This is a genomic window from Streptomyces humicola, assembly GCF_024436035.1.
Taxonomy (GTDB): Bacteria; Actinomycetota; Actinomycetes; order Streptomycetales; family Streptomycetaceae; genus Streptantibioticus_B; species Streptantibioticus_B humicola.
The window spans coordinates 12,186-37,194 of record NZ_JANFNG010000025.1 but is presented as its reverse complement, the minus strand read 5'-3'; the positions used below and the strand labels follow the sequence as shown (position 1 = coordinate 37,194).

Sequence of the window (25,009 nt, the reverse complement as noted above, 5' to 3'; positions counted from 1 at the left end):
GTGCAGAAGCATGTGCCCTGGATAGTCAAGGATTCACTTGTCGTGCACATCACCAACACAGACTTCACAGGCGTGTGCCGGAATCATCCCCGCCGACGACATATGCCGCTGCCGCGGCAGGCGAAATCCGGTGCCCCGGCGCGCTGTTGCGCGCCGGGGCACCGGAATGACAAAGCCGACTCCTCGTCAGCTCCCGTAGCCGAGGGCGAACAGATCCGCGGTGCCGTCACTCGTCACCGGGAGGGTGAGCGAGGCGACCTGCTTGCCCGTATCGACCGGCACCGTGGTGGCGAAGACGTAGGTGAGCACCGTCTGCTTCCCGCCGCTTGCCGTGTCGCGGTACGGGGTGGTGGCGACGGTGGTGTCACCCGGGATCGGCTTGCTCGCACCGGCGTTGAGTGTCCAGTCGGAGAAGCCGATCGTCGCCGTCGAGGTGCTCCCGTCCGTGTAGTGAATCGTGATCTGCCCCGTCGTCCCCGTGGTGGGCGGGGCGTTGGTGGCCGCGCCCAGCAGCCCCAGTGTCGAGGCGCCCGCCGGAGCGTCCGCCGGGATCGTCTGGCCGGCCATGGCGATGACATCGTTCTGTCCGGAGGCCTCGCCGGGCCAGGTGTACGTGATGCCACCCGACGTCACCGTGCCACCGGGCGAAATCCCGGCCGCCGCCAGGGCGTTCTGCGAATAGGCGAACCCCTGCCCGTCGAAGCCGCCGGTGAAGGAGCTCCCGTCTGGGTAGACGCCCTTGCCTGTGGCGTACGGCCACAGCTCCCCCGGCTTGGCCACCACCGCGCGCAGCACCGCGTTGCCGAGGCTCGCGCCGGAGGAGTCGCTCAGTGCGAAGGTGACGGGGAATATCCCCTCAGTGGTGCCGCCGGTTACTTTGACCTCCTGACGTGCCGTGGAGCCCGCCGGGACCGTGAGCGAACCGGAGGCGGGCTGCACGGTGACGCCGGAGGGCGCTTGGGCGGTCCACTTCACCGGGCTGTCCACAGCGCCGATGTTCATCAGGTCCAGGTTCCCGGTGCCGGTACCGCCCGGCGCGAGCACCAGGCCCGAGCCCGACGGGTCGGTCGAGGCGAGCACCGCGTGCTCACCGGTGGGGTCGGACGGCGGGACCGAACCGGCCGAAGAGGCCCAGCCGGTGTCCGGTGTCGTCCCCAGGGTGTAGTCGAGGGTCGCGCCACGGCTCAGCGAGGCGTAGGTGAGCCAGGAGTCGTTCCACGCCTTGCCGTTGACGTGCAGCGCCTGCACATACGGCGCGTCCGGCGCGGCCTGGGGGGCGTTGATCGTCACCTGGTGCCCGCCGGCCACAGTCAGCTGCGCCTCCGGGAAGACCGGGCTGCCGAGCGCGAGAGTGTCGGTGCCGGGCGTCTGCGGGTACATACCGAGCTCGGACCAGACGTACCAGGAGCTCATCTCGCCCAGGTCGTCATTGCCGAAGGAGCCGACGGGCGCGTTGAACCACAGCTGCTGCTGGGTCTGGCGGACGATCGCCTGGGTCTTCCACGGCTGCGCCAGGTAGTCGTACTCCCAGGGGATCTCCAGGCTGGGCTCATTGCTGAGATCGGCGTTTGTGGAGGTGGGGTTGGTCAGGTTGCTCAGCAGGCTGTCGAGGTAGGAGCTGTAGGCCTGCGAGCCGCCGCGCGCCGCGATGAGTGCCTTGATGTTGAACGGCACCATCGGGGTGTACTGGGCGGAGGTTCCCTCCACAAAACCGTTGGCGGTTCCGGGGGTGAAGCCGGGCGCCCACTCGCCGTCGCCCTGCTTCGCCTGCATGTAGCCGGACTGCGGGTTGAAGACGTTCTGCCAGTCCTGGGCGCGGCCGGCGAACTTCGTGTAGTCGCTGTTCTTGCCCAGCGACTTGGCGAACGAGGCGATGGCGTAGTCCGCAGTGTCGTACTCCAGCTGCGTGGAGACCGGACCGTAGAAGTTGCAGCAGCCCCAGTTGCTCCCGTCGATGGGCAGATAGCCCTTCGCCTCGCGGACCGACTCGCCTGGACGGTTGTTGTTGGGCTTGGTCGCCTCGTAGACCATCGCGTCGAGGGCCTGCGAGGTGTTGAAGGAGCGGGCGCCGAAGGCATACGCATCCGCGATGATCCCGTCCGCCGGGTCGCCCACCATCACGTAACTCTCGCCGTTGTTCTGCGCCCACTTGGGCAGCAGGCCCGTCTGGTCGAAGTCGTTGACCATCGAGGTGACGACGTCGCTCTCCACCTGCGGCTCGGCCATCGCCATCAGCTGCACCTGCGAGCGGTAGATGTCCCAGCCCGAGTAGTTGGCGTACTCGGCCTGCTGCCCCTTGGCGAGGGTGTGGACCTGGTTGTCGTAGCCCATGTACTGGCCGTTGTCGTCCGAGAAGACGTTCGGGTGCAGCAGCGCGTGGTAGAGCGCGGTGTAGAACTGCACCTGCTGGTCGTGGGTGCCTCCGCCGATGCGGACCCGGCCGAAGAGCTGGTTCCAGGCGTCGTGGTTCGCCTTGCGCATCGCGTTGAAGTCCCAGCCGTGCACCTCGTGCGTGCGGTTGAGCGTGGCGTTGGCGTCACTGGTGTACGAGATGCCGACGGCCGCCGTCACCGTGGGATTGCTGCTGGTGTCGAAGGTGAGGTACATCCCGTTGGCGCCGGTGACCGGCACACCGGCGGCGGAAAGTTTGCCGGCCTCGCTGCCGTGGATGGTCGGCGGCGGCGAGGACGGGACGGTGAAGTGCGGCTCGCGCTGCGGGCCGTTGGGGTGGGGGGTGCTCGGGGCGAGCGGTGCGCGGCCCAGGTTCACTGACGCCGCCCCTTGGTTGATGGTGCTGCCGTTCCAGGTGCCGCTGGTGACGAACGGCTGGCTGAACTTGATGTCGAAGTGCAGCGTGTAGCTGTTCTTGGCGCCACAGAACTGGCCGCTCTGCACGGCACCGACGACCTCGTCGTCGCCCACGGTCTGGGCACGGGTGCCGTCCACCGGGGTGGCGCCGCCGCTGAGCTTGAGCAGCAGGCTGGAGTCGGAGGCGTCACCGTTGCCGGGAAAGGTGAAGGTGCCGAGGCCGGCACGGGTGGTCGTGGTTAGCTGCGTGGTGATGCCAGAGGAGTCGGTGACGCCGTAGTAGCCGATACCGGTCTTCTCGTCGGAGTGGCTGAAGCCTGCCGACGTGTTGCTGAGGTTCCCGGAGAGCGGGCCGGTGACGGGGAGGATGGGGACGTCGCCGCCGGCGCCGCAGCCCGGTCCCGACAGGTGGGTCAGGCTGAATCCGGAGATCTTGGAGTCGTTGTACTCGTAACCGCCGCCGTCCGGGCGGTCGGGTGTGGTGTCCGGACTCCATTGCAGCATGCCGGAGGGCATGTCGGGTCCGGGGAAGGTGTCCACGCTCCCCGAGGTGCCGATGAGCGGGTTGACCAAGGACGCGGGATCGCCGACCAGCGTCGTGGCGGCGGACGCCGGGACAGCGCCGGACAGCGCCTGAAAGGGCAGCACCGCCAGCGCGATGACGCCGAGGGCAGCGAGGCGCTTGCGGTGCCGGTGGAAGGAGCTGGGATCTGTTCGTCTTGGCGCTCTCGGGCGCTGGAGTCTTGCCATCACGGGCCTCCCCGGGGGAAGTCGAGACTTCGCGGATGACGTACGGAGCTGAGCGGCGGTCGGCGATCTGACAACGTTGCCAACACGATCGAGGCAAGAGTCAAACGACAGATTGATTCCTTGTCAACACTTCAAACACATCGGAGCGCTATCCAGCCCCGTTCCTCAACTCTTCGGGGTGGCCCCGTCAGCGCGGCAGGTCGAGCTCGGCGCGCACGGTCTTGCCGACCGGCACACGGTCCAGCACCGTCCAACGGTCCGCGAGCGCCTCGACCAACACCAGACCGCGACCGGACTCGGCCAGGGGCTGCGGCGACGACACGTCGCCGGGACCGGGCGGGCGCCGCTCGGTACGGGTGTCGGAGACCTCGATCCGTAGGGTGCGCCCGGTGAGGGCGAGCCGCAGCTCGAAGTCCCGTCCGGGGACGCGCCCGTGGGTCACGGCATTGGCCGCCATCTCCGCGACGAGAACGGCGGCGGTGTCGGATGCGCTCGCGCGGGGTGCGATGCCCCAGCAGTGAAGCTGGTTGACCGCGAGATGCCGGGCGAGCCGGGCTCCGAGCGGAGTGGCGCTGAAGCGGTGAGTGAACACCCGTACAGAAACGGGCTGTCGGCTGGCGGGTGGCGCTGTCATGGGCCCAATCTGGACCGCGACGTGGGCCGTTCACCAGATCAGCACCGCGTACGCTGCGTCAGCGTACGCACGCGCAGGGTGGACAGTACTCGTAACCGACCGTGACCATAGGCCGATCGGGAGAGTTGCGCGGGGGCAGGGGTGCGGGAGGTGGCCGGGGATGGCCGAGGGCACGGTCGGTACGAACGGTTCGGACGGCGAGCCGGAGCCGTCGGACAGCCTGCGCACGTTCGGCGCGGTGGTCCAGGCACTGCGCGAGCACGCGGGCCTGAGCAGGGAGGAGTTCAGCGGGCTGGTCCGGTTCTCCAAACACACGGTGGCATCCATCGAGCTGGGCCGACGCATGCCGGATCCCGTGTTTGTCGAGCGCGCGGAGGAGGCCCTGGGCAACACGGGCGCCTTGCGCAAGGCGGTGCGGCATATTGCGCGACAGCCGGGACTGGCGTCCTGGTTCCGGCGCTGGGCGCGGTTGGAGGCGGGCGCGATCACTCTGTATACGTACGAGTGCCGCCTGATTCCCGGGTTGTTGCAGACGGAGGCGTATGCGCGGACGCTGTTCGAGCATCGCCTCCCGCCGCTGAGCGATGAGGACATCGATGCCCAGCTGGCTGCCCGTCTTGAACGCCAACGGCTGTTGACAGAGCGCCCGCACACCGCCTTCAGCTTCATCCTCGATGAGCACCTGTTCCTGCGACGCACCGGAGGAGAGGACGTCACGCGGGAGCTCATCGATCACATCCTGCAAGTCGCCACAAAACGGAACGCCGAAATCCAAGTGCTGCCCCTGTCCAGAGGAGTGCACGCTGGGCTGAATGGCCCCATCCAGCTACTGGAGACCTCGGAGAACCGATGGTTCGGCTACTCCGAGGGGCAGGAGAGCGGCCAGTTCGTACCCGATCCCAAAACGATCAGCGTGCTCCAGATGCGGTATGCGAAACTGCGCTCGCAGGCCCTCACCCCCGAGGACTCCAGGGGCTTGTTGCAGCGGATGCGAGGAGCGCTATGAGCACCGACGAACTGGCTTGGTTCAAGAGCAGCTACAGCAGCGGCAGCTCCGGCGACTGCGTTGAGGTCGCTGTCTCCTGGCACAAGTCCAGCTACAGCAGTGGGGACTCGGGCGACTGCGTCGAGGTGGCCGTCTGCCCCGGCACGGTCCATGTGCGGGACTCCAAGGACAAGCAGGGCCCACAGCTCGCGTTCTCCCCCGCCGAGTGGGCCGGCTTCGTCGCCTTCGCCAGCGAGCTCTGACGACTGACCGCCGCGAGACGAAATGCGCACCGGGCCACGCACAATGCCGCCCCGCGGTGCGCAGCCAGCGCTCACCGCCCCACGTGCTCGCGCAACGCGCCAAGCAGCCGTGACCATGCGTCGGCGGCGGCCTTCTCGTCGTAGGAGGCCGGGCGTCCCGCGCAGAAGAAGCCGTGCTCCACGCCCGGATAGACGACCATGTCGTGCTCCACACCCGCATCCGCGAGCAACCGCTCGATCTCCCTCGCTTCGTCGGCCGGAACGACATGGTCACGGTCGCCGGAGAAGCCGAGCACATACGTGCCGTTGGCAGCGATGAGCCTGCTGTCGGCGAGCGGCGGGTGCGGTTCGGCGACCGGGATGCCGCCGCGCACCATCCAGCCGCCGTAGAAGGTCACGGCGAGCGCGAAGGGGATCTGCGTGGCGGCGAGCACGGCGAAGTGGCCGCCCAGGCTGAAGCCGACGATCGCGCTCGCGTGGCCGGGCGCGTAGCGTGCCACCGCCGCCACCTGCGCGGTCTCGATGTCGGCGAGCAGGTCGTCGCGCGTCATCCGGTTCAGCAGCTCGAAACCGCGGGCGCGTCCGGCGTCGTCGTACGGGATCTCGGCGCGCGGCTCGCTGCGCCAGTGGAAGTCGGGTGCCACCGCGGCGTAGCCCTCGGCGGCGAGCCGCTCGGCGGCCTCGCGGATGTCGGCGGTGATGCCGAAGAGCTCGGGGGCGACGATGACGACTCCGGCCGGGCTGCGCCAGGACGGGACGGCTGCGTAGGCGTCGTAGCCCTCGCCGAGGCTGATCCATTCGGTGGTGGTGGTCGGCTGCTGTGCCATGGCACGCGACACTACGTCGCGCAGGGCATATGCGCGAAACAATTCGCGCGCGAGTCGGCTACGGGAGCTGCCCGCGGCGCACGGCGACGGCCGCCGCGTGGCCCGCGTCGACCGGGATGTCCGCAAGCGTCCAGCCGTGCACGGCCGCCGGCATCTCCCCTGTGCCGACGTACGTCCGCGCCGGATCGCCGGGCAGCCCCTCGCCCGTGCCCTTCAGGTACGCCTCCTTCCGCGTCCAGCAGCGCAGGAACGCGGCGGCACGCCCGGAATGGGCCGTCGCGGCCAACTCGCTCTGCTCGCGTGGATGGAGACTCGTCGACACATCCTCGATCGCCGCCAGGTCATGCGTCTCCTCGACGTCGATGCCGACGGGCGTCGCGGCGAAGGCGAGCAGCACCAGCTCCCCGCTGTGCGAGAGCGAGAAGTGCAGCCCGGACCCCGACACCGCAGGCCGCCCGTGCGGGCCGCCGCACAACGGGCACGGTTCACGCTCCACGGCCACCGCGCCCGGCGCCGTGCCGAGGTACGCGCCGAGCAGACGCCGCAGCGCCACGTGCGCGGCGGCGTAGCGGTCGCGGTCCTCCGCCCGGTGGAAGGCGGCATGGCGCGACCGCTCGTCCTCGTCGAAGAGCGTCAGGGCGTCCCCAAGCGATCCGCGGTGCGCGGCGACCCGCACCAGCCACACGTGCGGGGCCTCCCCCGGCTCGGGCCTGACCAGCGGCCCGCCGAGTGCGCCGGGTGCGAGCGTCCGCGGCTGGAGGGCCACTTGGTGCGGCGCGCTCACTTGGTGAGCTCCAGAGGCGGCACGCCCGGAGGGGTGAAGCCGAAGACCTGGCCGTAGAGGGAGAGTTCGCTGTGCAGGGCGGTGACGATCGTCTCCTTGCGGCGGAAGCCGTGGCCCTCGCCCTCGAAGGTGAGGTAGGCGTGCGGGATACCGCGGCCGGCGATCGCGGCGAGGAAGTGCTCGCACTGCACGGGCGGGCAGATCACGTCGTCGAGGCCCTGGAGCATCAGGAACGGCGCGGTGACCCGGTCGGCGTGGTTGACCGGCGAGCGGTCGCGGTAACGGTCGGGAACGGCCGCCCGGGAGCCGATGAGTGAAGTGAGGTACTGCGACTCGAAGTCGTGGGTCTGCTCGTCGCTCGTGGCGCCGCCCGACCAGCCACCGAGGTCGAGGACGGGGTAGCTGATCGTGCCGCAGGCGTAGACGTCGGTCGAGGTGAGCGACGCACCCGTGGTCCAGCCGCCGGCGCTGCCGCCGCGGATGGCCAGCCGCTCACCGTCGGCGAGGCCTTCCGCGGCCAGGGCCCGCGCCACCGCCGCGCAGTCCTCCACGTCGACGACGCCCCACTGCTCGCGCAGCCGGTTGCGGTAGGCACGGCCGTAGCCGGTGGACCCGCCGTAGTCGACCTCGGCGACCCCTATGCCGCGCGAGGTGAAGTATGCGATCTCCAGGTCGAGAACGCGCGGGGCACGGCTGGTCGGGCCGCCGTGCACCCAGATGACGTAGGGCGGCAGTTGGCCGTCCGGGGCGGCGAACTGCAGGTTCCGCGGCGGATACACCGTGGCGTGGACCTCGCGGCCGCCGGGTCCTTCGAAGGTGCGGGCCACGGGCTCGGGCAGGAAGCCGGGGTCGACGGCGTCGGCGTGCCGGGTGCCGATGACGCGGGCGCGCCCGGTGCGGGCGTCGAGCTCGACGACCTCGTATCCGCTGGTGCCGCTCGCCGCCACGCCGGTCACCCGGGTGCCGTCGGTGGCCAGCGTCGAGGCCCACTCCGTCCACGGGCCGGGCACGTCGGCGAGGTCGCCGGTCGCGGCGTCCAGGATGCCGAGCCGCTGCGCGCCCCGCCCGTGGACCACCGCGACGAGGCCGCCGTCGAGCGGCGCGAACCACCGCAGCCCGATCCGCCATCCGGCCCCGGCGAACTCCTCCTCGCGCGGGCAGAGGTTGACGGCCTCGCCGGTCGCCGGGTCCACGCGGTGCAGGTTCCACCAGCCGGTGCGGTCCGTGGTGGCGAGCAGTGTGCCGTCCTGCGCCCATTCGACCTGCGCGACCGACTCCTCCGGGCCTCCGATGAGGGTCCGCACGTCCATCAGGCCGCCCTCGCCCACCTCGGCGATCTTCAGTTCCGTGCCGTCCCACGGCATGCGCGGGTGATCCCACGCCAGCCAGGCGGCGCGGCGTCCGTCCGGGGAGAGCCGGGGGCCGGTGACGAACCGGTGGGTGTCGTCGGTCAGTTCACGCACCGCGGCCCGGTCGTCGGCGGCGGAGCCATCGAGCGGCACGGCCGCGATCACCCGCCGCACATCGGTCTGGGCCGGCCCGGTGAACTCCTCCAGTACGCACCAGACTTCGCCCCGTTCCACGAACACCCGCGGATCGGCCCAGCGCAACCCGCCGCCCACCGCGGAGAGCGGGGTGAGCGGCCGCGGGCTGCTCTGCGGCGCGTCGGGCTCGTAGGCGTACAGCCGTTGGTCGGCGAAGTGGACGAAAGCCACCAGGGGGCCCGACGCGCCGGGCACCGCCGCCCAGGCCAGACCGCCGTACTCGATGACCCGGCTGCGCACGTTCCAGGGCGCCGGCAACACGCTGACCTGCGTGCCGTCGGCGCGTCGTCGGATCAGCGCCGTCCGTCCGCCCTCCGCGGGCCTCGGCTCGTTCCACCACACCTCGTCACCGACGGTGCCGACGAAGTCCGGGCGGCCGTCATGGGCGGCGGCCAGGGCGGCGTCGACCGGGGACTGCCAGGCGCCGTACGGTGCGGTGCGATCGGTCATGGGTGTCGGATCTCCTGTCTGCCGGCCTGTCCGGCTCATCGGGCGGCTGTTCGACTGAGGAAGCGGTCGAGGACGCGGACACCGAAGTGCAGAGCCTCGACGGGCACGCGCTCATCCACCCCGTGGTAGAGCGCCTGGTAGTCGAAGCCCGGCGGTAGTGCGAGCGGTGCGAAGCCGTAACCGGTGATGCCGAGGCGGGAGAACTGCTTGGCGTCGGTGCCGCCCGACATGGAGTACGGGAAGGTGTGCGCACCGGGGTCGAAGTGCTCGACGGCCTCGCACATCGCCGCGTACGTGGGCGAGTCGACCGGTGCCTGCAGGGCCACCTCCCGGTGGAGGAACTCCCAGTCGACGTGCGGGCCGGTGAGCCGGTCGAGCGTCTCGGCGAACTCCTCCTCCCCGCCGGGCACGATGCGGCCGTCGACGTGGGCGGTGGCGCTCCCCGGAATCACGTTGATCTTGTAACCGGCCGACAGCATGGTGGGGTTGGCGCTGTTGCGCAGCGTCGGCGCGATCAGCTCGGCGGCGGGACCGACCTTGGGCATGAGCGCGTCGACGTCCCGCGGGCCGTGCTGCTCGACGCCGTAGATGGTGGCGAGCCGGTCGACTGCCGCGCGGACGGTCGGGGTGAGTCGCAGCGGCCACTGGTGCTCGGCGATGCGGGTGATGGCCGCGGCGAGACGGCTGACGGCGTTCTCGGTGTTGTTCTTCGAACCGTGCCCCGCCCGTCCCCGTGCGGTGAGTTTCAGCCACGCCGTGCCGCGCTCCCCCGCGCCGATCGGGTACAGCCGCAGCCGCGGCCCGTCGTGCAGGGTGAACGCCCCCGACTCGCCTATGGCTTCGGTGCACCCCTCGAAGAGGGCGGCATGGTGCCGCACCAGATAGTCCGAGCCGTAGGCTGCGCTGTCCTCCTCGTCGGCGGTGAAGGCGAGGACGATGTCACGGCGCGGCCGCCGGCCCTCGCGCGCCCAGGCGCGGACCGTGGCCAGCACCATGGCGTCCATGTTCTTCATGTCGATCGCGCCCCGGCCCCACACCACGCCGTCCCGGATCTCGCCGGAGAACGGGTGGACGCTCCACTCCGCGGGCTCGGCGGGCACCACGTCGAGATGACCGTGCACCAGCAGCCCGCCGCCATCCGGCTGCGAGCCCTCGACGCGCGCCACCACGTTGGCCCGCCCTGGCGCCGACTCCAGGATCTGCGGTTCGATGCCGGCGTCGGCGAGGCGCTCGGCGACATACTCCGCCGCCGGGCGCTCGGCGCAGTCGCCGCCCCCGCGATTGCTCGTGTCGAGCCTGATCAGTTCGGAGGTGAAACGGACCGCCTCGTCGAGGAGCAGGCCGTCCGGTGCCGCGGTCGTCATCTCAGCCGTACGCCTCCTCGATCGCAGCCGAGACCAGTGTGGTCACGGCCTTGAAGCACCGGATCCCGTCGTACATCGTGGCGGCGGTGTAGCGCACCCGGCGCTCCTCGCACCGCTCGACCGTCGGCACCACGGTCGCGGCTCCGACGAGATGGGCGGCGTCGAACTCCATCTCGACGGTGAACGGCCCGCCATGCACCGGGTCGTGGCGTACGGCGAGGGCGGCGGCGGCCTTCGCCGCGGCGCGGATCTCCTCGGCGGTGCGCGCCGGCGGCCGGCACACCGCCGCATAGCGGGAGACATAGGTCTTGACGGCCACGGTCCGGGCCGGCGGGGCATAACTCCGCGCGTCCAGCCCCGTCCGGTCGTCGCCCGTCACCAGCACCACGGGTACCCCGAACTCCGCCGCCACCAGGGCGTTGAGCCTGCCCTCGCTCGCAGGTTCCCCGTTGACCCACACGCCGGTGATGGAGTTGGCGAGATAGGTGTGGGCGAGGACGCCCTCGCTGCCCGCCCCGGTGTGATAGCCGACGAAGGCGACCCCGTCGGGTCCCCGCGGCGGGTCGTGCTGCACGCCCTCGACCATGGACAGGTCCTTGTGCCGGCCGGTGAGCATCTGTGCCCGCTCGTCGAGCTCTTCGAGCAGGAGGTTGCGCATCGTCCAGTGCGCCTCGTTGACCAGCACCTCATCGGCCCCGCCGTCGTAGAACCCGGCAATCGCCGCGTTCACGTCGGAGGTGAACATCCTGCGGCAGCGCTGCCACTGCTCGCTGCCGGGCAGCACGTCGGCGGGCCAGGTCACGCCGGTGGCGCCCTCCATGTCCGCGGAGATCAGGATCTTCATGCGCCGACTCTACCCACGGCCCTGCGGCGAGCGGCAGAGTCACGCCGGATCACGCCCGGCCGTGCGCCTTCTGCGACTGACGCGACAGCGAGTCGAGCACGACGGCGCCGAGCAGCACACCGCCGGTGATCATGTACTGCACGGCCGTCTCAATGCCCATGAGGACCATGCCCGATGCGATCGACTGGATGACGAGGATCCCCAGCACGGCGGACCAGGGCGAGCCGCGCCCGCCGAAGAGGCTCGCGCCGCCGATGACCGCCGCGGCGATGGCGTTGATCAGCAGGTTGCTCGATCCCGATGTCTGGCCCACCGAGGCGACGCGGGAGGCGAGGAACAGCCCGCCGATCGCCGCCAGCGTCGCGGACGCCGCAAAGGCCGAGATCCGCATCCACACCACGTTGATGCCCGCGCGGCGGGCCGCCTCGACGCCGCCGCCGATGGAGAAGATCTTCCGTCCGTAGGAAGTGCGGCGCAGGACGACGTCGAGGCACACCACGAACGCGAGGAAGAGCAGCAGGGCGAGCGGCAGTCCCTGGAACCGGCTGAGGACGAAGGCGGCGGCGAACGCGATCACCGCGATCCCGGCCGTACGTACGGCGGTGGAGCCGAGCGGTCGGTACGGCACCCCGGCCGCCCTCCGGCGGCGGGCGTCGCGGTGCGAGGCGAAAAAGTAGGCGGTCGCGCCGAGCGCCGCGAGCCCGTACGTGGCCGCCGGGTTGTGGAAGTACTCGATGGTGAGTGCGGGGATCAGGCCGGTGTCCCGCAGGTTGATCGTGCCGCTGGCGCCCAGGACGTAGAGCATCAGCCCGTTCCAGGCGAGCAGCCCGGCGAGGGTGACGACGAACGACGGCACCCCGACCTTGGCGAAGAAGAAACCTTGGACGACGCCGATGACGGTGCCGGTGAGCACGGCGGCGACGATCGCCAGCCACTCCGGCGTTCCGTTGTTCACGTTCAACACGGCGAACACGGCTGCCGCGAGCCCGCTGACCGAACCCACCGACAGGTCCACCTCGCCGAGCAGCAGCACGAAGACGATGCCGACCGCGATCAGGCCGGTGCCGACGATGTCCACGCTGAGGTTGGACAGGTTGCGAGGCGAGAGGAAGTGGTGGTCGAGGAGCTGGAAGGCGGTCCAGATCATGATCAGGACGACGACGACCGGGACGGATCCGACATCGCCGGTGCGGAGTTTGTGCGTGCACTCACCGGCGCGGACCCTCAGCCCTCGTTCGCGCACCGCCGGTCGCCGCTCGGCCGCGGCCACCGGGCCGGCCGGGTCCCCGGATGCGTCTGTGCCTTTCACCGCACCGCCTCCCACGCCTTGCGGTGCGTCACGGCGTTGTCCGTGGCGCCGGTCATGGAGGAGATGATCTGTTCCTGGGGGGTGGTCAGCACATCGAAGAAGCCGTTGTTGCGCCCGAGGCGCAGCACTGCCACCTCGTCCGCGACGGCCTTGACGTCGCCGAGGTTGTGGCTGATGAGGAGCACGCCGATGCCGCGCTCCCTGAGGTGTTCGATGAGATCGAGGAACCGCGCGGTCTGCGACACGCCCAAGGCCGCCGTGGGCTCGTCGAGGATGAGGAGCTTCGGGCGGCTGAGCAGCGCGCGGCAGATGGCGACCGTCTGGCGCTGGCCTGCGGACAGGGCGGTGACGGGAACGCGCACGTTGGCGATGCCGGTGGACAGGGTGTCGAGCAGGTCCAATTCCCGGGCGCGGCGCTCCATGGACACCTCGTCGAGGACTCCGGCCCGGCAGATCTCGTGGCCGAGAAAGATGTTGCCGACCACGTCGAGGCTCTCGCACAGCGCGAGGTCCTGGTAGACGCAGGCGATGCCGAGGGCCCGGGCCTCATGCGGGCGGCTGATGCGCACCGGCCGCCCTTCCCACTCGATGGCGCCCTCGTCGGCGGGGGCCACGCCTGTGATCACCTTGACGAGGGTGGATTTGCCGGCGCCGTTGTCGCCGACCAGCGCGACGACTTCACCGGCGTGGATCTCCAACTCGACGTCCCTGAGCGCCTGGACGGCGCCGAATCTCCTGGAGATCCCGCGCAGCGCCAGCACTGGTGGTGTCGACACATGAACCATCTCCTTCGCCTGGCCGGCGCTAGCCGATGAGTCCGGCCTTCCGGCAGGCGGGCTGGAACTGCGGGGTACAGATCTGGCCGATCGTGTACACGCCGCTCTTGACGAGGGTTTGTTTGATCGTGCCGACGGTGACGGGCACGAGGGCGCCCAGCACGGCCGGGATCTGTTTGCTGGTGTCGTTGCTGACCGTGTCCTTGGCGATGGCGCCGATGCTCTCGCCGCGGCCCAGGGCGACTGCCATTTCGGCTGCGGCATCGGCCTCGGCGGTGAAGGACTTGTAGACGGTGACGTACTGCCGCCCCGCGACGATCCGCTGCACGGCCGCGAGATCGGCGTCCTGGCCGGTGACGGGGGGCACGGCCTGGACGCCCTGCGCCCTGAACGCGGCGACGATGCCGGACGCGAGGCCGTCGTTGGCCGAGTAGACGCCGTCGATCCCGCCCGGGCCCAGTTCGGCGATGGCGGCGGACATCTCGCTGAAGGCGTTCTGCGGGATCCATCCGGTGGCGTAGTACGACCTGCCGATCCTCACCTTGCCCTTGAGCACCGACAGAGCGCCCTTCTGCAGCGCCAGCGTGTTCGGGTCGGTGGGATCGCCGTTGACCATGACGATCTGAGCGTCGTGCCCCTTGTGGCTCAGCGCCGTCAGAAGTGCCTGGCCCTGGATCCTGCCGATCTGCACGGAGTCGTAGCTGGAGTAGGCCGAGATCGGGCCCTCGGCGAGGCGGTCGTAGGAGACGACGGGGACGTGCGCGTCATGCGCCTTGACGACCGAGGAGCGGAGCGCCTCGTAGTCGACGGGGTCGAGGATCACGACCCTTACCCCGTTGGCGATCATGGAGTCCATCTGCTGTTGCTGAGTGGCCACATCCGCCGAGGCGTTGGCGTAGTCGACCGAGCAGTCGCCGCACAGTTGCCTGATCTTCCGTTCGATCAGCGGCTTGTCGGAGCGCGCCCAGCGGGCGGTGTGGGTGTCGGGAAGCAGCAGGCCGATCGCGAAGCCGCCGCGGCCGGCAGCGGAGGCGCTCGCACCGGCCGTGCCATGGCCGGTGCCGCAGGCGGCGAGGCCGCCGGCCATCGACACTGCCGTCAGCGCGGTGGCGGCAACGGCGGCACGAACCGGATGGCTGTTCATCCCAGCACAGATCCCAACATTTTGCCCATAAGTTGACAATAGTCGCCATACATGATGAGGCAGGTATCTAGGAAGATACGTCAGGTCATGGCGCGCGAGGGGAGAGCGATCTCGCCCCACACCTGCTTGCCGCCGCTGAGCGGCACCGAGCCCCAGGACTCCGACACCGCTTCCACGAGCAGCAGCCCCCGGCCACCGGTCGCCTCCCAGTCGACACTCGTCTGCCGCACCGGTGCGCGCGGCGACGAATCGCTCACGGCGACCCGCAGGCGGTCCCCGGCCAGGGTCAGATCGAGCCGCACCTCGCCCCGGGTGTGCACCATCGCGTTGGTGACCAACTCGGAGACGACCAGCAGCACCGCGTCCGCTTCCTGCGTGACGTTCCACGAGCGCATCACGCGGGCGGTGAACCGGCGAGCGTGCATGACGGCGTCGGGAAGCCTCCACACCGCCCAGCCGGCGCGCAGCGGTCGCACGGCCGTCCCGTCGTACCGCAGGAGCAGTAGCGCGATGTCGTCATCCCGGCGATCGGCCACGCCGATCACCTCGTCGGCCATGCGGTCGGCGTCGGCGGGATCGGTGGCCGCAAGCACCTCGCACACCCGCTGCAGCCCGTCCTCCAGACGCAGGCTGGAGGACTCGACGAGCCCGTCGGTCATCAGCGCGAGGGTCGCGCCCGGGGAGAGACCAGCCATCGTCATGGGGAACTCGGCGTCGGCGAGCACACCCAGCGGAGGCCCGCCCTCGGCGACGACCTCCTGGGTGGCGCCGTCCGGGGCGCGCAGCAACGGCGGAAGGTGCCCCGCCCGGACGACCCAGGCCTCGCCCTCCTCCATGTCCAGGGCCACGTAGCAGCAGGTGACGAAGGCGTCGGTCTCCATGCCGACGAGCAGCCGGTTGGCGTGGGAGACCACGACATCCGGCGGATGGCCCTCCACCGCGTAGGCGCGGATCGCCGTGCGGATCTGACCCATGATCGTCGCGGCCTCGGGGCTGTGCCCCTGCACGTCCCCGATGACCAGCGCCACATATCTGTCGGAGAGCGGGATCACGTCGTACCAGTCGCCGCCCACTTCGAGCCCGGCCGTCGCCGGCAGATAGCGGGCGACCGCCACACAGCCGGGCAGCGACGGAAGCGTGCGCGGCAGCAGGCTGCGCTGGAGCATCGCGGCGAGCTCGTGCTCGGCGTCCAGGGCGCGAGCCCGTACCAGGGCCTGCCCCACCACGCCCGCGATCGCCGTCAGCAGGGAGCGCTCCTCCGGGGCGAACCCGTGGGGCTCGTCCCAGCCGATCAGGCATGCGCCGACCACCCGGCCGTCAGCCGGAAGCGGCAGTACGGCGAGGCCGCCCCGTCCGACCCCGGCGAGGCCGGGCTCAAGGTCAGTGCTGGTGGCCCACAGCTGCACGCGGCCGAGGCGCAGGGCCGCCCGGAGCGTGGGCAGGTCGCGGGCGGCCGCATCGGGCCACTCGGAGCGCCATTCGCGACGCCAGATCTCCGGCCACGCCCCGGGTTGAGGCGGATCGAGGGCGGTGACGGTCAGCCGTCCGGCGTGGAGCTCGGCGAGCGCCATCCGGTCGGCCGCCAGGGGCTCCCGCAACGTGGCCACCACGGTCCGGCTGACGTCCCGGACGGTCATCGCGGTCGCCAGGGCGGCGGCCAGTTGCTGCAGCCGGGAGACATCGTCGGTGCTGGGGCGCAGGTGCGATGCCTCGGCCACCACGCCCAGCACCCGCTCCGGCCTGCCCGCGGCATCGGCGAGCACCCGGCAGCGCAGCCGCAGCCAGCGCAACTCACCGGTGGGCCTGCGGACGCGGAACTCCAGATCCCGGCCGTCGTGCGTCATGTGGCCCGGCTCGACCACGGACATCAGCGCGGGCAGGTCCTCCGGGAGAGTGCACGCAAGCAGCGTCTCCAGGCGTCCGTCGAACTCCTCCGGTGAGAAGCCGATCAGCTCCAGCAGCGACGCGTCCGCGTCGACCCGCCCGGTGCCCAGCACCAGAGTGAACGAACCGACGTGGATGCCGTCCAGCGCCAGGACATGCACATGCCCCGGCTCCTTGCGGCCGACGATGTCGGCGGCGCCGCACAGGCAGCCGGCTTCGAGCCGGGCCGCCACCTGGTCGGCGTACAGCTCCAGGAAGATGCGTCGCTCGGCGTCGAGGCCGTCTCCCGGACGGTCGGCGACGACCAGGCACCCCAGCCGTCCACCGTCCTCCCCCAGCGGCAGGGCGCCCAGCGCGACGCCGGCACCGGCCGGCACCGCGACCTCGGCCGGCGTCAGCCACAGGGGCCGGCCCTCACGGAAGGCATCGGCGACCAACGACGGGGCCGACAAGGGGTAGCTGGGCGAAAGACCATAAGCGGCGCCGGGGCTGTCCCCGGCCGTGTCGGCGAGTCGCAGCTCACCGGCCTGCTTGTCCAGCAGGTAGACAGCAACGTGCGCCACCCCGGCGAACATCAAGTACAGCTCCGTCACTTTCCGCAGTGCCCCAGTCGCAGAGAGTCGACGTTGTGGGGTCCGACCGCGGGTCTCGCGGCAGAAGGGACCGGCTTCGCTGACGTTTCATCATCACACAATCCGGATGCGCTTGTGACGCTCCGGTTTCATCACCTCGTGCCCGTGGTTCCGATGGTCCTCCTCCGGGCGCCCGGCCGCGACCGGCCCGGCCCGGTCAGGCCCGTCCGGTCCGGTCCGGTCGAGTCGGGTCCGGTCGGGTCCGTTCCGTTCCGTCAGCCCTTGCGGCCGGCCACCACCCAGTGCGCGGGCAGGTCGATGCGGGAGCCGTCGGAGCGGTGCTCGGTCATCACTAGCGGCAGTTCGCCGTGGGCGAGCACGTCGAGCCCCGCCGAGCGGTACAACTCGGCGACGGAGCCGTCCGGCATCTCCGCCGGGGTGAGCCCGTGCTCGAGCACCGGGCGCAGCTTGGGCGGCGGGCCGTCCGGGCCCTGGGCGGCCGCGGCGAGCACCTGCTTCGCCGCCGTGGCGAGCTCGATGTCGAAGATGCGGCCGCGGTCGCCGATGAGCAAGGCCAGTCCCGCGACGACCTTCGGCCGGTCCGTCGCCTCACACTGATGGAGGATGGCGCGCATGTAGACATTGACGTCACCGGTCTCGTCGTGCAGACGCCGCACCGCATCCTCGTCCGCTGCGTCGAGCCCCCGGTACTCGGCGGCGCCCGCCGTGTCGGCCGCTCGCGCACGCTCGACCGCGCCGCGCGCCAGGTCCACGCCGATGGCCCTGTCGTACACCTCGGCGAGATAGCGGGTCTGGGTTCCGTTGCCGCACCCCACGTCCACCACCGGCAGCGAGGCATCGAAATGGGGCTCGAACAGCGGCAGATGGGCGGCAGAGGCATCCGCGGCGGCCGTGTCCCAGATCACGGCTCCGGCTTCCTTGGGCGCCGCCGCCCAAAAACCCTCCCACGCCTGCTGGTAGCTGCCGGCTGCGTTCATTGTGCCTCCCGAGGAGCCCGACGATGCAACGGTCCAACAATCAATCAGACCGCCGGCCGTCCCCGCCAGCCCCGTGCAGGGCCCGCAAGGGTCTGTTCGAACCAGACCGTCTTGCCTTGCGCCGTACGGCTCGTGCCCCACTCCGTGGCGAGCCTGCTCACCACACGCATGCCGCGCCCGCCCTCGTCGTCGGGCCCGGCGCTCATCAGCACGGGAACAGACGGGTCGTCATCGCTGACCTCACACAGCAACGCGTCGGCCCACACCAGCCGCAGCCCGACGCTGCCGCCGTGCCCCTCACCGCGGTGCCCGTCACCACCGCCGCCGCCGTACCGGATAGCGTTGGTGACGACCTCGCTCACCAGCAGCTCCGCTACGTCGACCGCGTCCACGAGCCCCCACGCGATGAGCGTCTTGCGCGCCATCGCCCGCGCCCGGCCCACCTCGCCCGGGTCGCGGCCAAGGCGCCACTCGGCCACGTGCTCGCGCTCGATGCCGCGCAGCCGGGCCATGAGCAGGGCGACGTCGTCCTTGCGCTCGCCCTGCCTGCCGAGCGCCCGGATGATCGTGTCGCACGCGTCGTCCATCGAGGCCGCCGGATGCGCAGCGCTCTCGCACAGCGCGGCCAGCCCGGCGCCGATGTCCTGCCCGCGCACCTCGACCAGGCCGTCCGTGCACAGCACCAGGCGGTCCCCGGAGGCGACAGGCACCGAAACCGTCTCGAACGGCACCCCGCCGACCCCTATCGGCGCACCGGTCGGCACGCCGAGCAGCTCACTGCGTCCGTCGGCCGCGCGCACCAGAACCGGCGGGATATGGCCCGCGTTGGAGATCAGCAGCTCCGACTCCACCGGGTCGTAGACCACGTACAGGCACGTGGCCAGGTACTGCTCGCCGAGGCGCTGCGCCAGGTCGTCGAGATTGCGCAACAGCTGTGCAGGCGGCAGATCGAGCGCGGCCATCGTCTGCACGGCGGTGCGCAACTGGCCCATCATCGCCGCCGAGTTGAGCCCGTGCCCCATCACGTCGCCGACCACGAGCGCCACCCGCGATCCCGGCAGTTTGATCGTGTCGAACCAGTCGCCGCCCACGCGTCCGAGGCGCATGCCCGGCAGGTAACGGGTGGCCACGTCGCACCCCGCCATCCGCGGGGTGATGTGCGGCAGCATGCTGTCCTGGAGCGTCTCGGCGACGTTCTCCTGGAACGTGTACATCCGCGCGTTGTCCAGCACGAGACCGGCGCGTGCCGCCATCTCTGCGCCCGTGGTGCGGTCCATGTCGTTGAACGGCTCCCGTTCGGCGCGGCGCAGCAGCACCATGAAGCCGAGCACCACGTTGCGGGCCTTCAACGGGACGATGAGGATCGACCGCCCGTTGATCAGCGGGCGCAGATCCCGCTTCTCGAACTGCGCCGAGATGCGGTCGCCCAACTCCTCGCTCACCCGCGGGATGAGCACCGGCTCACCGGTGACCATGCACTGGAAGAACGGGGTGTGATCGGGAAAGGCGATGGCCTCCCCCACCGGCACCGTGTCGTCCCAGCGCCCTGGCTCGTCGTTGTGCTCCACCCACACCCGGTGCCAGACGGTGGTGACGTCCGGCGGGCCGTCGGGGAAACCCTCACCTGCGAGCACCTGGGCGCGCAGATGCGTCCCGGCGAAGTCGGCGAAGCGCGGCACCGCGGCGCTCGTCACCTCGCGGATGGTCCGTGTCAGGTCCAGCGAGCTGCCGATCCGGCCGCTCACCTCGTTGAGGAACTCAAGCCGCTCGCGCACCGCGGCGTATTCGAGATCGGGCCCGTCGTCCGGATCCCGTTCCGGGTCCGGTGCCGTGCCGCGCTGCTGCGGCAGGCCGGGTACGGATCCACGGGCCGCCGCCCGCCGCAGCCGGGCCTCGCGCTCCACGTAGCGCGGGACACCCCAGTCCGGCGTCACCGGCACCCTGTCGTGCTTGCTGATCTCAAGGACGGGATAGCCGAGTTCGAGCACCTGCGCGACGATCCGGCTGCTGCCGGCCGGGCCCATGTTGGGCAGGATCTCCGGCAGCCGCTTGGCGAGCCCCTCAGCCTGCGGGAACTCGGTGTGCAGTGCGAAACCGGGTGCGACGCGCTCGATCACGCCGTCGGAGCCGTCGGAGCCATCGGCGTCGGCTGCCCCGGGCGGACGCAGCCGTGCCGCATCGGCGGCGAGTACGAGGAGCCGCTCGGTACCCGGCCCGACAAGCGGGTACGCCCACCACAGGACGTCGATCGGGCGCCCTTCGGCGTCGGCGAGACGGGCTCGGCCCGCGGTCGGGTACGACGTCTCCCCGCTCAGGGAAGAGTCGAGATCCGGGCCCGCGCCCTCGTCGCCGTACGCGCTGCCCGCCGCAGCGGGAGCGCCGAGGCCGTCGTTCACCGGCAGGCTGCTGACGGGCAGTAAGTCGACGGCCGGGCTGCCGACGGCCTGCTCGCGCGAGAGACAGAACAGGCGGCGCGCCCCGGTGCTCCAGTGCGAGACCAGGCCCGCGGCGTCCACGACGATCACGGCCAGCGGAATCCGTCCCGACGGCGCGGGCTGCTGTTCGGGCGGCATGAGACTGTCCATGACCCGCCGGTCTCCTTCCCCTCTCGTGCCGCTTCTTGGGGCAGCCTCCAGGACCGACGCAAGATCTACGGCACCGACTACCACGGTACGGCCCTGGCAGTCCCCCATGTGGCCCAACGGCGCAATCCGGCGCACGCCCGCGCGCCGGCCCCTCGACGGGCGGTCGCCAGGATCACGTGTTAGCGTCCCGTACCCCGTACGGCATCAGGGGAAGAACTGAATCATTCATCATGAACACCCTCGAACCATCCCCTCACGCCGCATTCCTGACACCGTCACCGGTCGTCCCGCGGCCGCTGTCCTGGCTGCGCCCGCTGCGTCACCCCGTGGTCGCGGCGGTCCTCGTCGCCGCCGTACTGCACCTGCTGTGGGCGGGGTTCCTCGCCACCGACGGCGGCGACATGGCAGCGCAGTACGCCTGGGCCGAATTCACCGGCGCGCACCCCGGTTCGGCGTACAACCTGTCGTGGTACGGCGGGATGCACCCCATCTCCTACAGCGCGCTCACCCCCTATCTGATGGCGTGGCTGGGAGTACGCACCACGGCGGTCATCACCGGCACCCTCTCCGCCGCGGTGCTTGCGCGTCTCCTGATGCGCTCGGGTCTGGCCCGTCCCCTGCTTCCCGCGGTCTGCGGGGCGGTTGCGCTCTCCGGGGACACCGCGTCGGGGCGTATCACCTTCAGCATCGGCGTGCTGTTCGGCCTCACCGCGACGCTGATGGTGTACGAGAGCTTCGGTCCGCGTGCGGTGCGCGACGGAGCGGCCTTCCTGCTGGGGGCGGTGGCCACCGGCTCCAGCCCGGTGGCCGGGTTGTTCCTGCTGGTCGCGGGTGCGGGTCTGTTCCTGACGGGGCGTCGCCGGGACTCGCTCGCGCTGCTCACCGCGCCGCCGCTGGTGGTCGGGATCATCACGCTGCTCTTCCCCTTCTACGGGGTGCAGCCGTTTTCGGTGGGCGGCGCGGCACTCGTGGTGGCGACGGGCCTGCCGGTCGCGCTGTGGGCTCCCCCGTCGTGGCGGGCGGTGCGGGCGGGGGCGTGGGTGTACATCGCCGGCGACCTGCTCACGCTCTTGATCCCGTCGCCCATCGGCAGCAACGTGGAGCGGCTGTCGTTGCTGTTCGCCGCGACGGTGCTGCTGGCGGCGCTGATGGAGGGTGCTCGTGGACGGCGGGCGCTCGCGCTGTGGCTCGCGTTCGTCTTCGCCGCCGGGTGGCAGGTCGTGAAGCCGGTGCAGGATCTGGTGAGCACGGCGCCCGCGGCAGGGTGGTCGACGTACGCGAAGCCGCTGATCGCCGAGTTGGGGAGGCTCGGCGCCGACCGGGACCGCGTCGAAGTGGTGGCCGCCAGGACCCACTGGGAGTCGGCCGGCCTGAGTCCCTACGTCAATCTCGCGCGAGGCTGGAACCGCCAGCTCGACGTCGAGCGCAACCCGGTCTTCTACGACGGCAAGATCACGGCCGCGACGTATCACGCATGGTTGCGGACGTGGGCGGTGTCCTACGTAGTGCTTCCGGACGCGGCACCCGACGACGCGGCGGTCGCGGAGGCGCGGATAGTGGCGGCCGGACAGACGTGGCTGCGGCCGGTCTGGGGTGACGCGCACTGGCGCGTGTACGCGGTCACGGACGCCGTGCCGTTGACGTCGGCGCCGTCGACGGCGATCCGGGCGGGGCAGGGCGAGCTGTCGATGCGCGTACCGCAGGCGGGGTCGTTTCTTGTACGGGTGGCGTGGTCGCCGTGGTTGGGTGTTCTCCACGGCACGGGCTGCCTGGAACAGGCCGGCGCGTGGACCCGGCTCCGCGCTCACGACGCGGGCGTGTTCACCATCGGCAGTAGATACACCCTCCCCCGCGGCACCCCGTGCGGGTGATTTTCTCGTCACCGTGACTGGCCGAATCACCTGCGCCTGGCGCTGCGCGCCGCTGGCCCATTGGCGTGACTGGTCCGGTCACGTGCCCGGGCTCACGTGCCTGGGCTCACGTGCGCGCGGCACCGACCCCACCCACCCACGCAGCGCCCACGTGACCCACCCGATCACGGCAACGGGCGGGCGGCGGGAAAAACACCCCACGCAAGCCGCAGTGTCACGCACCCGTGCGAATAGACGTACCGCACCCAGCGCAGCGTCCCGTCACGTGCCGAGTTGGATGTCCCGTTCCGTGCGCCCCCCGCCCTCGACACGCAAGACCGTGGCCACCGGCGGGTACCCCGTTGCGATCACCGTGTAGGAGCCCGCCGCGAGGTCGACGAAGCGGAAGACCCCGTCCGCTCCCGTCGTCACCGAGTCGACGACATTGCCCGCCGCGTCCAGGAGGGTGACCCTCGCGTCCTCGACAGGCCGGCCCGCGGGGGCGCGCACGACACCGCGCAGCACCGCCCCGCCCGCCAGTTCCACGTCCTGCCGCGTCTCCCGCGCCGCCTGGACGGAGACCGGCAGCGCCGCGGGCCGGTACGCCGGTGCGTTCGCCGCCAGCGTGTACTCACCCGCCACGAGGTCACCCAGCACATAGCCGCCCTCGCGCCCCGTGCGTGTGCTCGCGACCACCTCGCCACGTACGTCGGTCAGCGTCACCACCGCGTCCCGTACCGGCGAGCCGTCGGCGGTCACCACCACGCCGGTCAGGCGCCCCGCGCCGCCGAGGACCACGTCGAGGTCGACGGGACGGTCGCCGACCGTGACGCTGACGGCCTGCGGCTGGTGGCCGCCCGCCGCCGCGATCAGGACGTAGGCGCCACTGCCCGGCGTGCTCAGGGCGTAGCGCCCGTCCTCTCCGGTCGCGCCGCGGCCCACCTGCCGTCCGGAGGCGTCGATGAGGGTGAGCGCGGCGCGCGGCACCCGCGTGCCGTCGGCGTGCTGGACCGTTCCGCAGACGGGCACGCCCGTACCGGCGGGGGTGCGCGCCGACGGGATGACCGCGTCGAATCCGTACGGGGGCGTGTCGGAGCCGTGCTCGGTCATCAGAGGTTTCTCCTTGAGCAGGAAGGCGGTCAGGAAGCCGAGGCCGAGCACCGGCACCAGGTAGAGGAAGATGCGCGGCATGGCGGCCGCGTAGGCGTGCACATAGGAGTCACGCAGTGGTGCGGGCAGGGCGCGGACGATCGCAGGGGTGATCGATTCGAGGTTCGGCAGGCCTGCCGAGTGCGGCAGTGCCGTGGTGAGGCGGTGGGCGAGGAGCGTGCCGAAGACGGCCGCGCCGAGGGAGCCGCCGATCTGGCGGAAGTAGTTGGTGGCGGCTGTTGCGACGCCGAGGTCGGCCGGGCGCACGGTGTTCTGCACGGCCAGGACGAGGACCGGGAGCGCGAGGCCGACGCCGATGCCGAGGACGGCCATCCATACGCTGTACACGGGGCGGGTGGTGCCGGGCCCGAGGCGGGAGAGCAACCAGAGGCCGGCCGCGGCCAGCGCGCAGCCGATGACCGGATAGGCCTTGTAGCGTCCGGTGCGGCTGGTCAACTGCCCGGCGGCCGTGGAGGCGAGGACCACACCGCCGACCATCGGCAGCATCTGCAGACCGGATTCGGTGGCGGAGGCACCGTCGACCATCTGCAGGAAGGTGGGGAGGTAGCTCGCTGCGCCGAAGAGGGCGACGCCGACCACGGCGCCGGTGATCCCGGAGACGGTGAAGATGCCGTCGCGGAAGAGGCGCAGCGGGATGACCGGTTCGACGGCGAACCGTTCGACGAGGAGGAAGAGGGCGGTGCAGGCGAGGGCACCCGCGCCGAGGCCGAGGATGATGTGCGAGCGCCAGGCGTAGCGCGTGCCGCCCCAGGTGCTGAGCAGGACCAGGCAGGTTGACGCGCCTGCGAGGAGGAGGCAGCCGAGGACGTCGACTCGGGCGCGGTGTGCGGGCTTGGGCAGGTGGAGGACGGTGGCGACGACGAGCAGGGTGGCGAGGCCGAACGGCACATTGACGTAGAAGCACCAGCGCCATGAGACGTGGTCGGTGAGGTAGCCGCCGAGCAGTGGTCCTGCGATCGAGGCGAGTCCGAAGCCGGCGCCGATCAGGCCCATGTAGCGGCCTCGCTCGCGCGGCGGGACGATGTCGGCGATGATCGCCTGCACGCCGGTGATCAGTCCTCCGCCGCCGAGGCCCTGGAGCCCGCGGAAGACGATGAGTTCGTCCATCGTGTGCGACCAGCCGGCGAGTGCGGAGCCGATGACGAAGGTGACGATCGCGAACTCGAAGACGGCCTTGCGGCCGAGCAGGTCGCCGAGTTTGCCGTAGAGGGGCAGTCCGACGGTGGAGGCGAGCAGGTAGGCGGTGACCACCCACGACATCCGGTCCAGGCCGTGGAGTTCGCCGACGACCTTGGGGAGCGCGGTCGCGACGATCGTCTGGTCGAGGGCGGCGAGGAGCAGTGCGAGCATCAGGCCGGCGAAGACGGTGCGCACCCGGCGGGGGCCGAGCGTGGCGACCGGCGGGAGCTCTTCGGTGACCTCGTGGCTGACCAGGGTCTTGGACAGCTCCGTGACGTCGGAGATCGCG

The 25,009-nt window shown here is 71.0% G+C and carries 17 protein-coding genes; 3 read left to right on the top strand and 14 right to left on the bottom strand.

The window, feature by feature from the left end; genetic code table 11:
- Positions 1 to 186: 186 nt before the first annotated feature.
- Positions 187 to 3,558 (bottom strand): lectin, encoded by a 3,372-nt coding sequence (locus NGB36_RS24935; RefSeq protein ID WP_255922722.1) that lies wholly within the window; start codon positions 3,556 to 3,558, stop codon positions 187 to 189.
- Positions 3,559 to 3,745: 187 nt separating this feature from the next.
- Positions 3,746 to 4,192, bottom strand: coding sequence for an ATP-binding protein (locus tag NGB36_RS24930; RefSeq protein WP_255922721.1), 447 nt, complete (start codon positions 4,190 to 4,192; stop codon positions 3,746 to 3,748).
- Between the two features lie 160 nt (positions 4,193 to 4,352).
- On the opposite strand from NGB36_RS24930, the gene NGB36_RS24925 reads away from it, so the two are divergent.
- Entirely contained in the window at positions 4,353 to 5,198 is an 846-nt protein-coding gene (locus NGB36_RS24925) for a helix-turn-helix domain-containing protein (RefSeq protein WP_255922720.1), read from the top strand.
- Positions 5,195 to 5,440 carry a DUF397 domain-containing protein gene (locus NGB36_RS24920; protein WP_255922719.1) on the top strand — a complete coding sequence of 82 codons (246 nt, stop codon included), beginning with the start codon at positions 5,195 to 5,197 and terminating at the stop codon, positions 5,438 to 5,440. Before NGB36_RS24925 ends, NGB36_RS24920 begins: the two co-directional genes overlap by 4 nt.
- A gap of 71 nt (positions 5,441 to 5,511) precedes the next feature.
- Here NGB36_RS24920 and NGB36_RS24915 read toward each other — a convergent pair whose 3' ends face one another.
- The 11 genes from NGB36_RS24915 to NGB36_RS24865 form a co-directional block, all read right to left on the bottom strand.
- Entirely contained in the window at positions 5,512 to 6,267 is a 756-nt protein-coding gene (locus tag NGB36_RS24915; protein ID WP_255922718.1) for a dienelactone hydrolase family protein, read from the bottom strand.
- 58 nt (positions 6,268 to 6,325) lie between these two features.
- Complete coding sequence (locus tag NGB36_RS24910; RefSeq protein ID WP_255922716.1) at positions 6,326 to 7,051, bottom strand: 4'-phosphopantetheinyl transferase family protein; 726 nt, start codon at positions 7,049 to 7,051, stop codon at positions 6,326 to 6,328.
- Positions 7,048 to 9,045, bottom strand: a complete 1,998-nt coding sequence (locus NGB36_RS24905; protein WP_255922715.1) for a prolyl oligopeptidase family serine peptidase — start codon at positions 9,043 to 9,045, stop codon at positions 7,048 to 7,050. The genes NGB36_RS24910 and NGB36_RS24905 overlap by 4 nt, the downstream gene beginning before the upstream one ends.
- Before the next feature lie 35 nt (positions 9,046 to 9,080).
- Positions 9,081 to 10,409 (bottom strand): M20/M25/M40 family metallo-hydrolase, encoded by a 1,329-nt coding sequence (locus NGB36_RS24900; protein WP_255922714.1) that lies wholly within the window; start codon positions 10,407 to 10,409, stop codon positions 9,081 to 9,083.
- A gap of 1 nt (position 10,410) precedes the next feature.
- Positions 10,411 to 11,253, bottom strand: coding sequence for a M55 family metallopeptidase (locus NGB36_RS24895; RefSeq protein WP_255922713.1), 843 nt, complete (start codon positions 11,251 to 11,253; stop codon positions 10,411 to 10,413).
- Between the two features lie 49 nt (positions 11,254 to 11,302).
- Positions 11,303 to 12,562 (bottom strand): sugar ABC transporter permease, encoded by a 1,260-nt coding sequence (locus NGB36_RS24890; RefSeq protein ID WP_372509521.1) that lies wholly within the window; start codon positions 12,560 to 12,562, stop codon positions 11,303 to 11,305.
- Positions 12,559 to 13,347 (bottom strand): ATP-binding cassette domain-containing protein, encoded by a 789-nt coding sequence (locus NGB36_RS24885; RefSeq protein WP_255922712.1) that lies wholly within the window; start codon positions 13,345 to 13,347, stop codon positions 12,559 to 12,561. Before NGB36_RS24885 ends, NGB36_RS24890 begins: the two co-directional genes overlap by 4 nt.
- Positions 13,348 to 13,366: 19 nt before the next feature.
- Complete coding sequence (locus NGB36_RS24880) at positions 13,367 to 14,482, bottom strand: substrate-binding domain-containing protein (protein WP_255922710.1); 1,116 nt, start codon at positions 14,480 to 14,482, stop codon at positions 13,367 to 13,369.
- Between the two features lie 80 nt (positions 14,483 to 14,562).
- Complete coding sequence (locus NGB36_RS24875; RefSeq protein WP_255922774.1) at positions 14,563 to 16,968, bottom strand: SpoIIE family protein phosphatase; 2,406 nt, start codon at positions 16,966 to 16,968, stop codon at positions 14,563 to 14,565.
- A 245-nt stretch (positions 16,969 to 17,213) separates the two neighbouring features.
- Positions 17,214 to 17,936: a class I SAM-dependent methyltransferase gene (locus tag NGB36_RS24870; RefSeq protein ID WP_255922709.1), complete on the bottom strand. Its 723-nt coding sequence runs from the start codon at positions 17,934 to 17,936 to the stop codon at positions 17,214 to 17,216.
- 44 nt (positions 17,937 to 17,980) lie between these two features.
- Positions 17,981 to 20,521 carry an ATP-binding SpoIIE family protein phosphatase gene (locus NGB36_RS24865; RefSeq protein WP_255922708.1) on the bottom strand — a complete coding sequence of 847 codons (2,541 nt, stop codon included), beginning with the start codon at positions 20,519 to 20,521 and terminating at the stop codon, positions 17,981 to 17,983.
- Between the two features lie 230 nt (positions 20,522 to 20,751).
- Here NGB36_RS24865 and NGB36_RS24860 point away from each other — a divergent pair, with 230 nt between their 5' ends.
- Positions 20,752 to 22,392 carry a DUF8823 domain-containing protein gene (locus NGB36_RS24860; protein WP_255922707.1) on the top strand — a complete coding sequence of 547 codons (1,641 nt, stop codon included), beginning with the start codon at positions 20,752 to 20,754 and terminating at the stop codon, positions 22,390 to 22,392.
- Positions 22,393 to 22,653: 261 nt separating this feature from the next.
- Here the strand turns inward: NGB36_RS24860 and NGB36_RS24855 are convergent, their stop codons facing one another.
- Complete coding sequence (locus NGB36_RS24855; protein WP_372509525.1) at positions 22,654 to 24,987, bottom strand: MFS transporter; 2,334 nt, start codon at positions 24,985 to 24,987, stop codon at positions 22,654 to 22,656.
- Between the last annotated feature and the right edge of the window lie 22 nt (positions 24,988 to 25,009).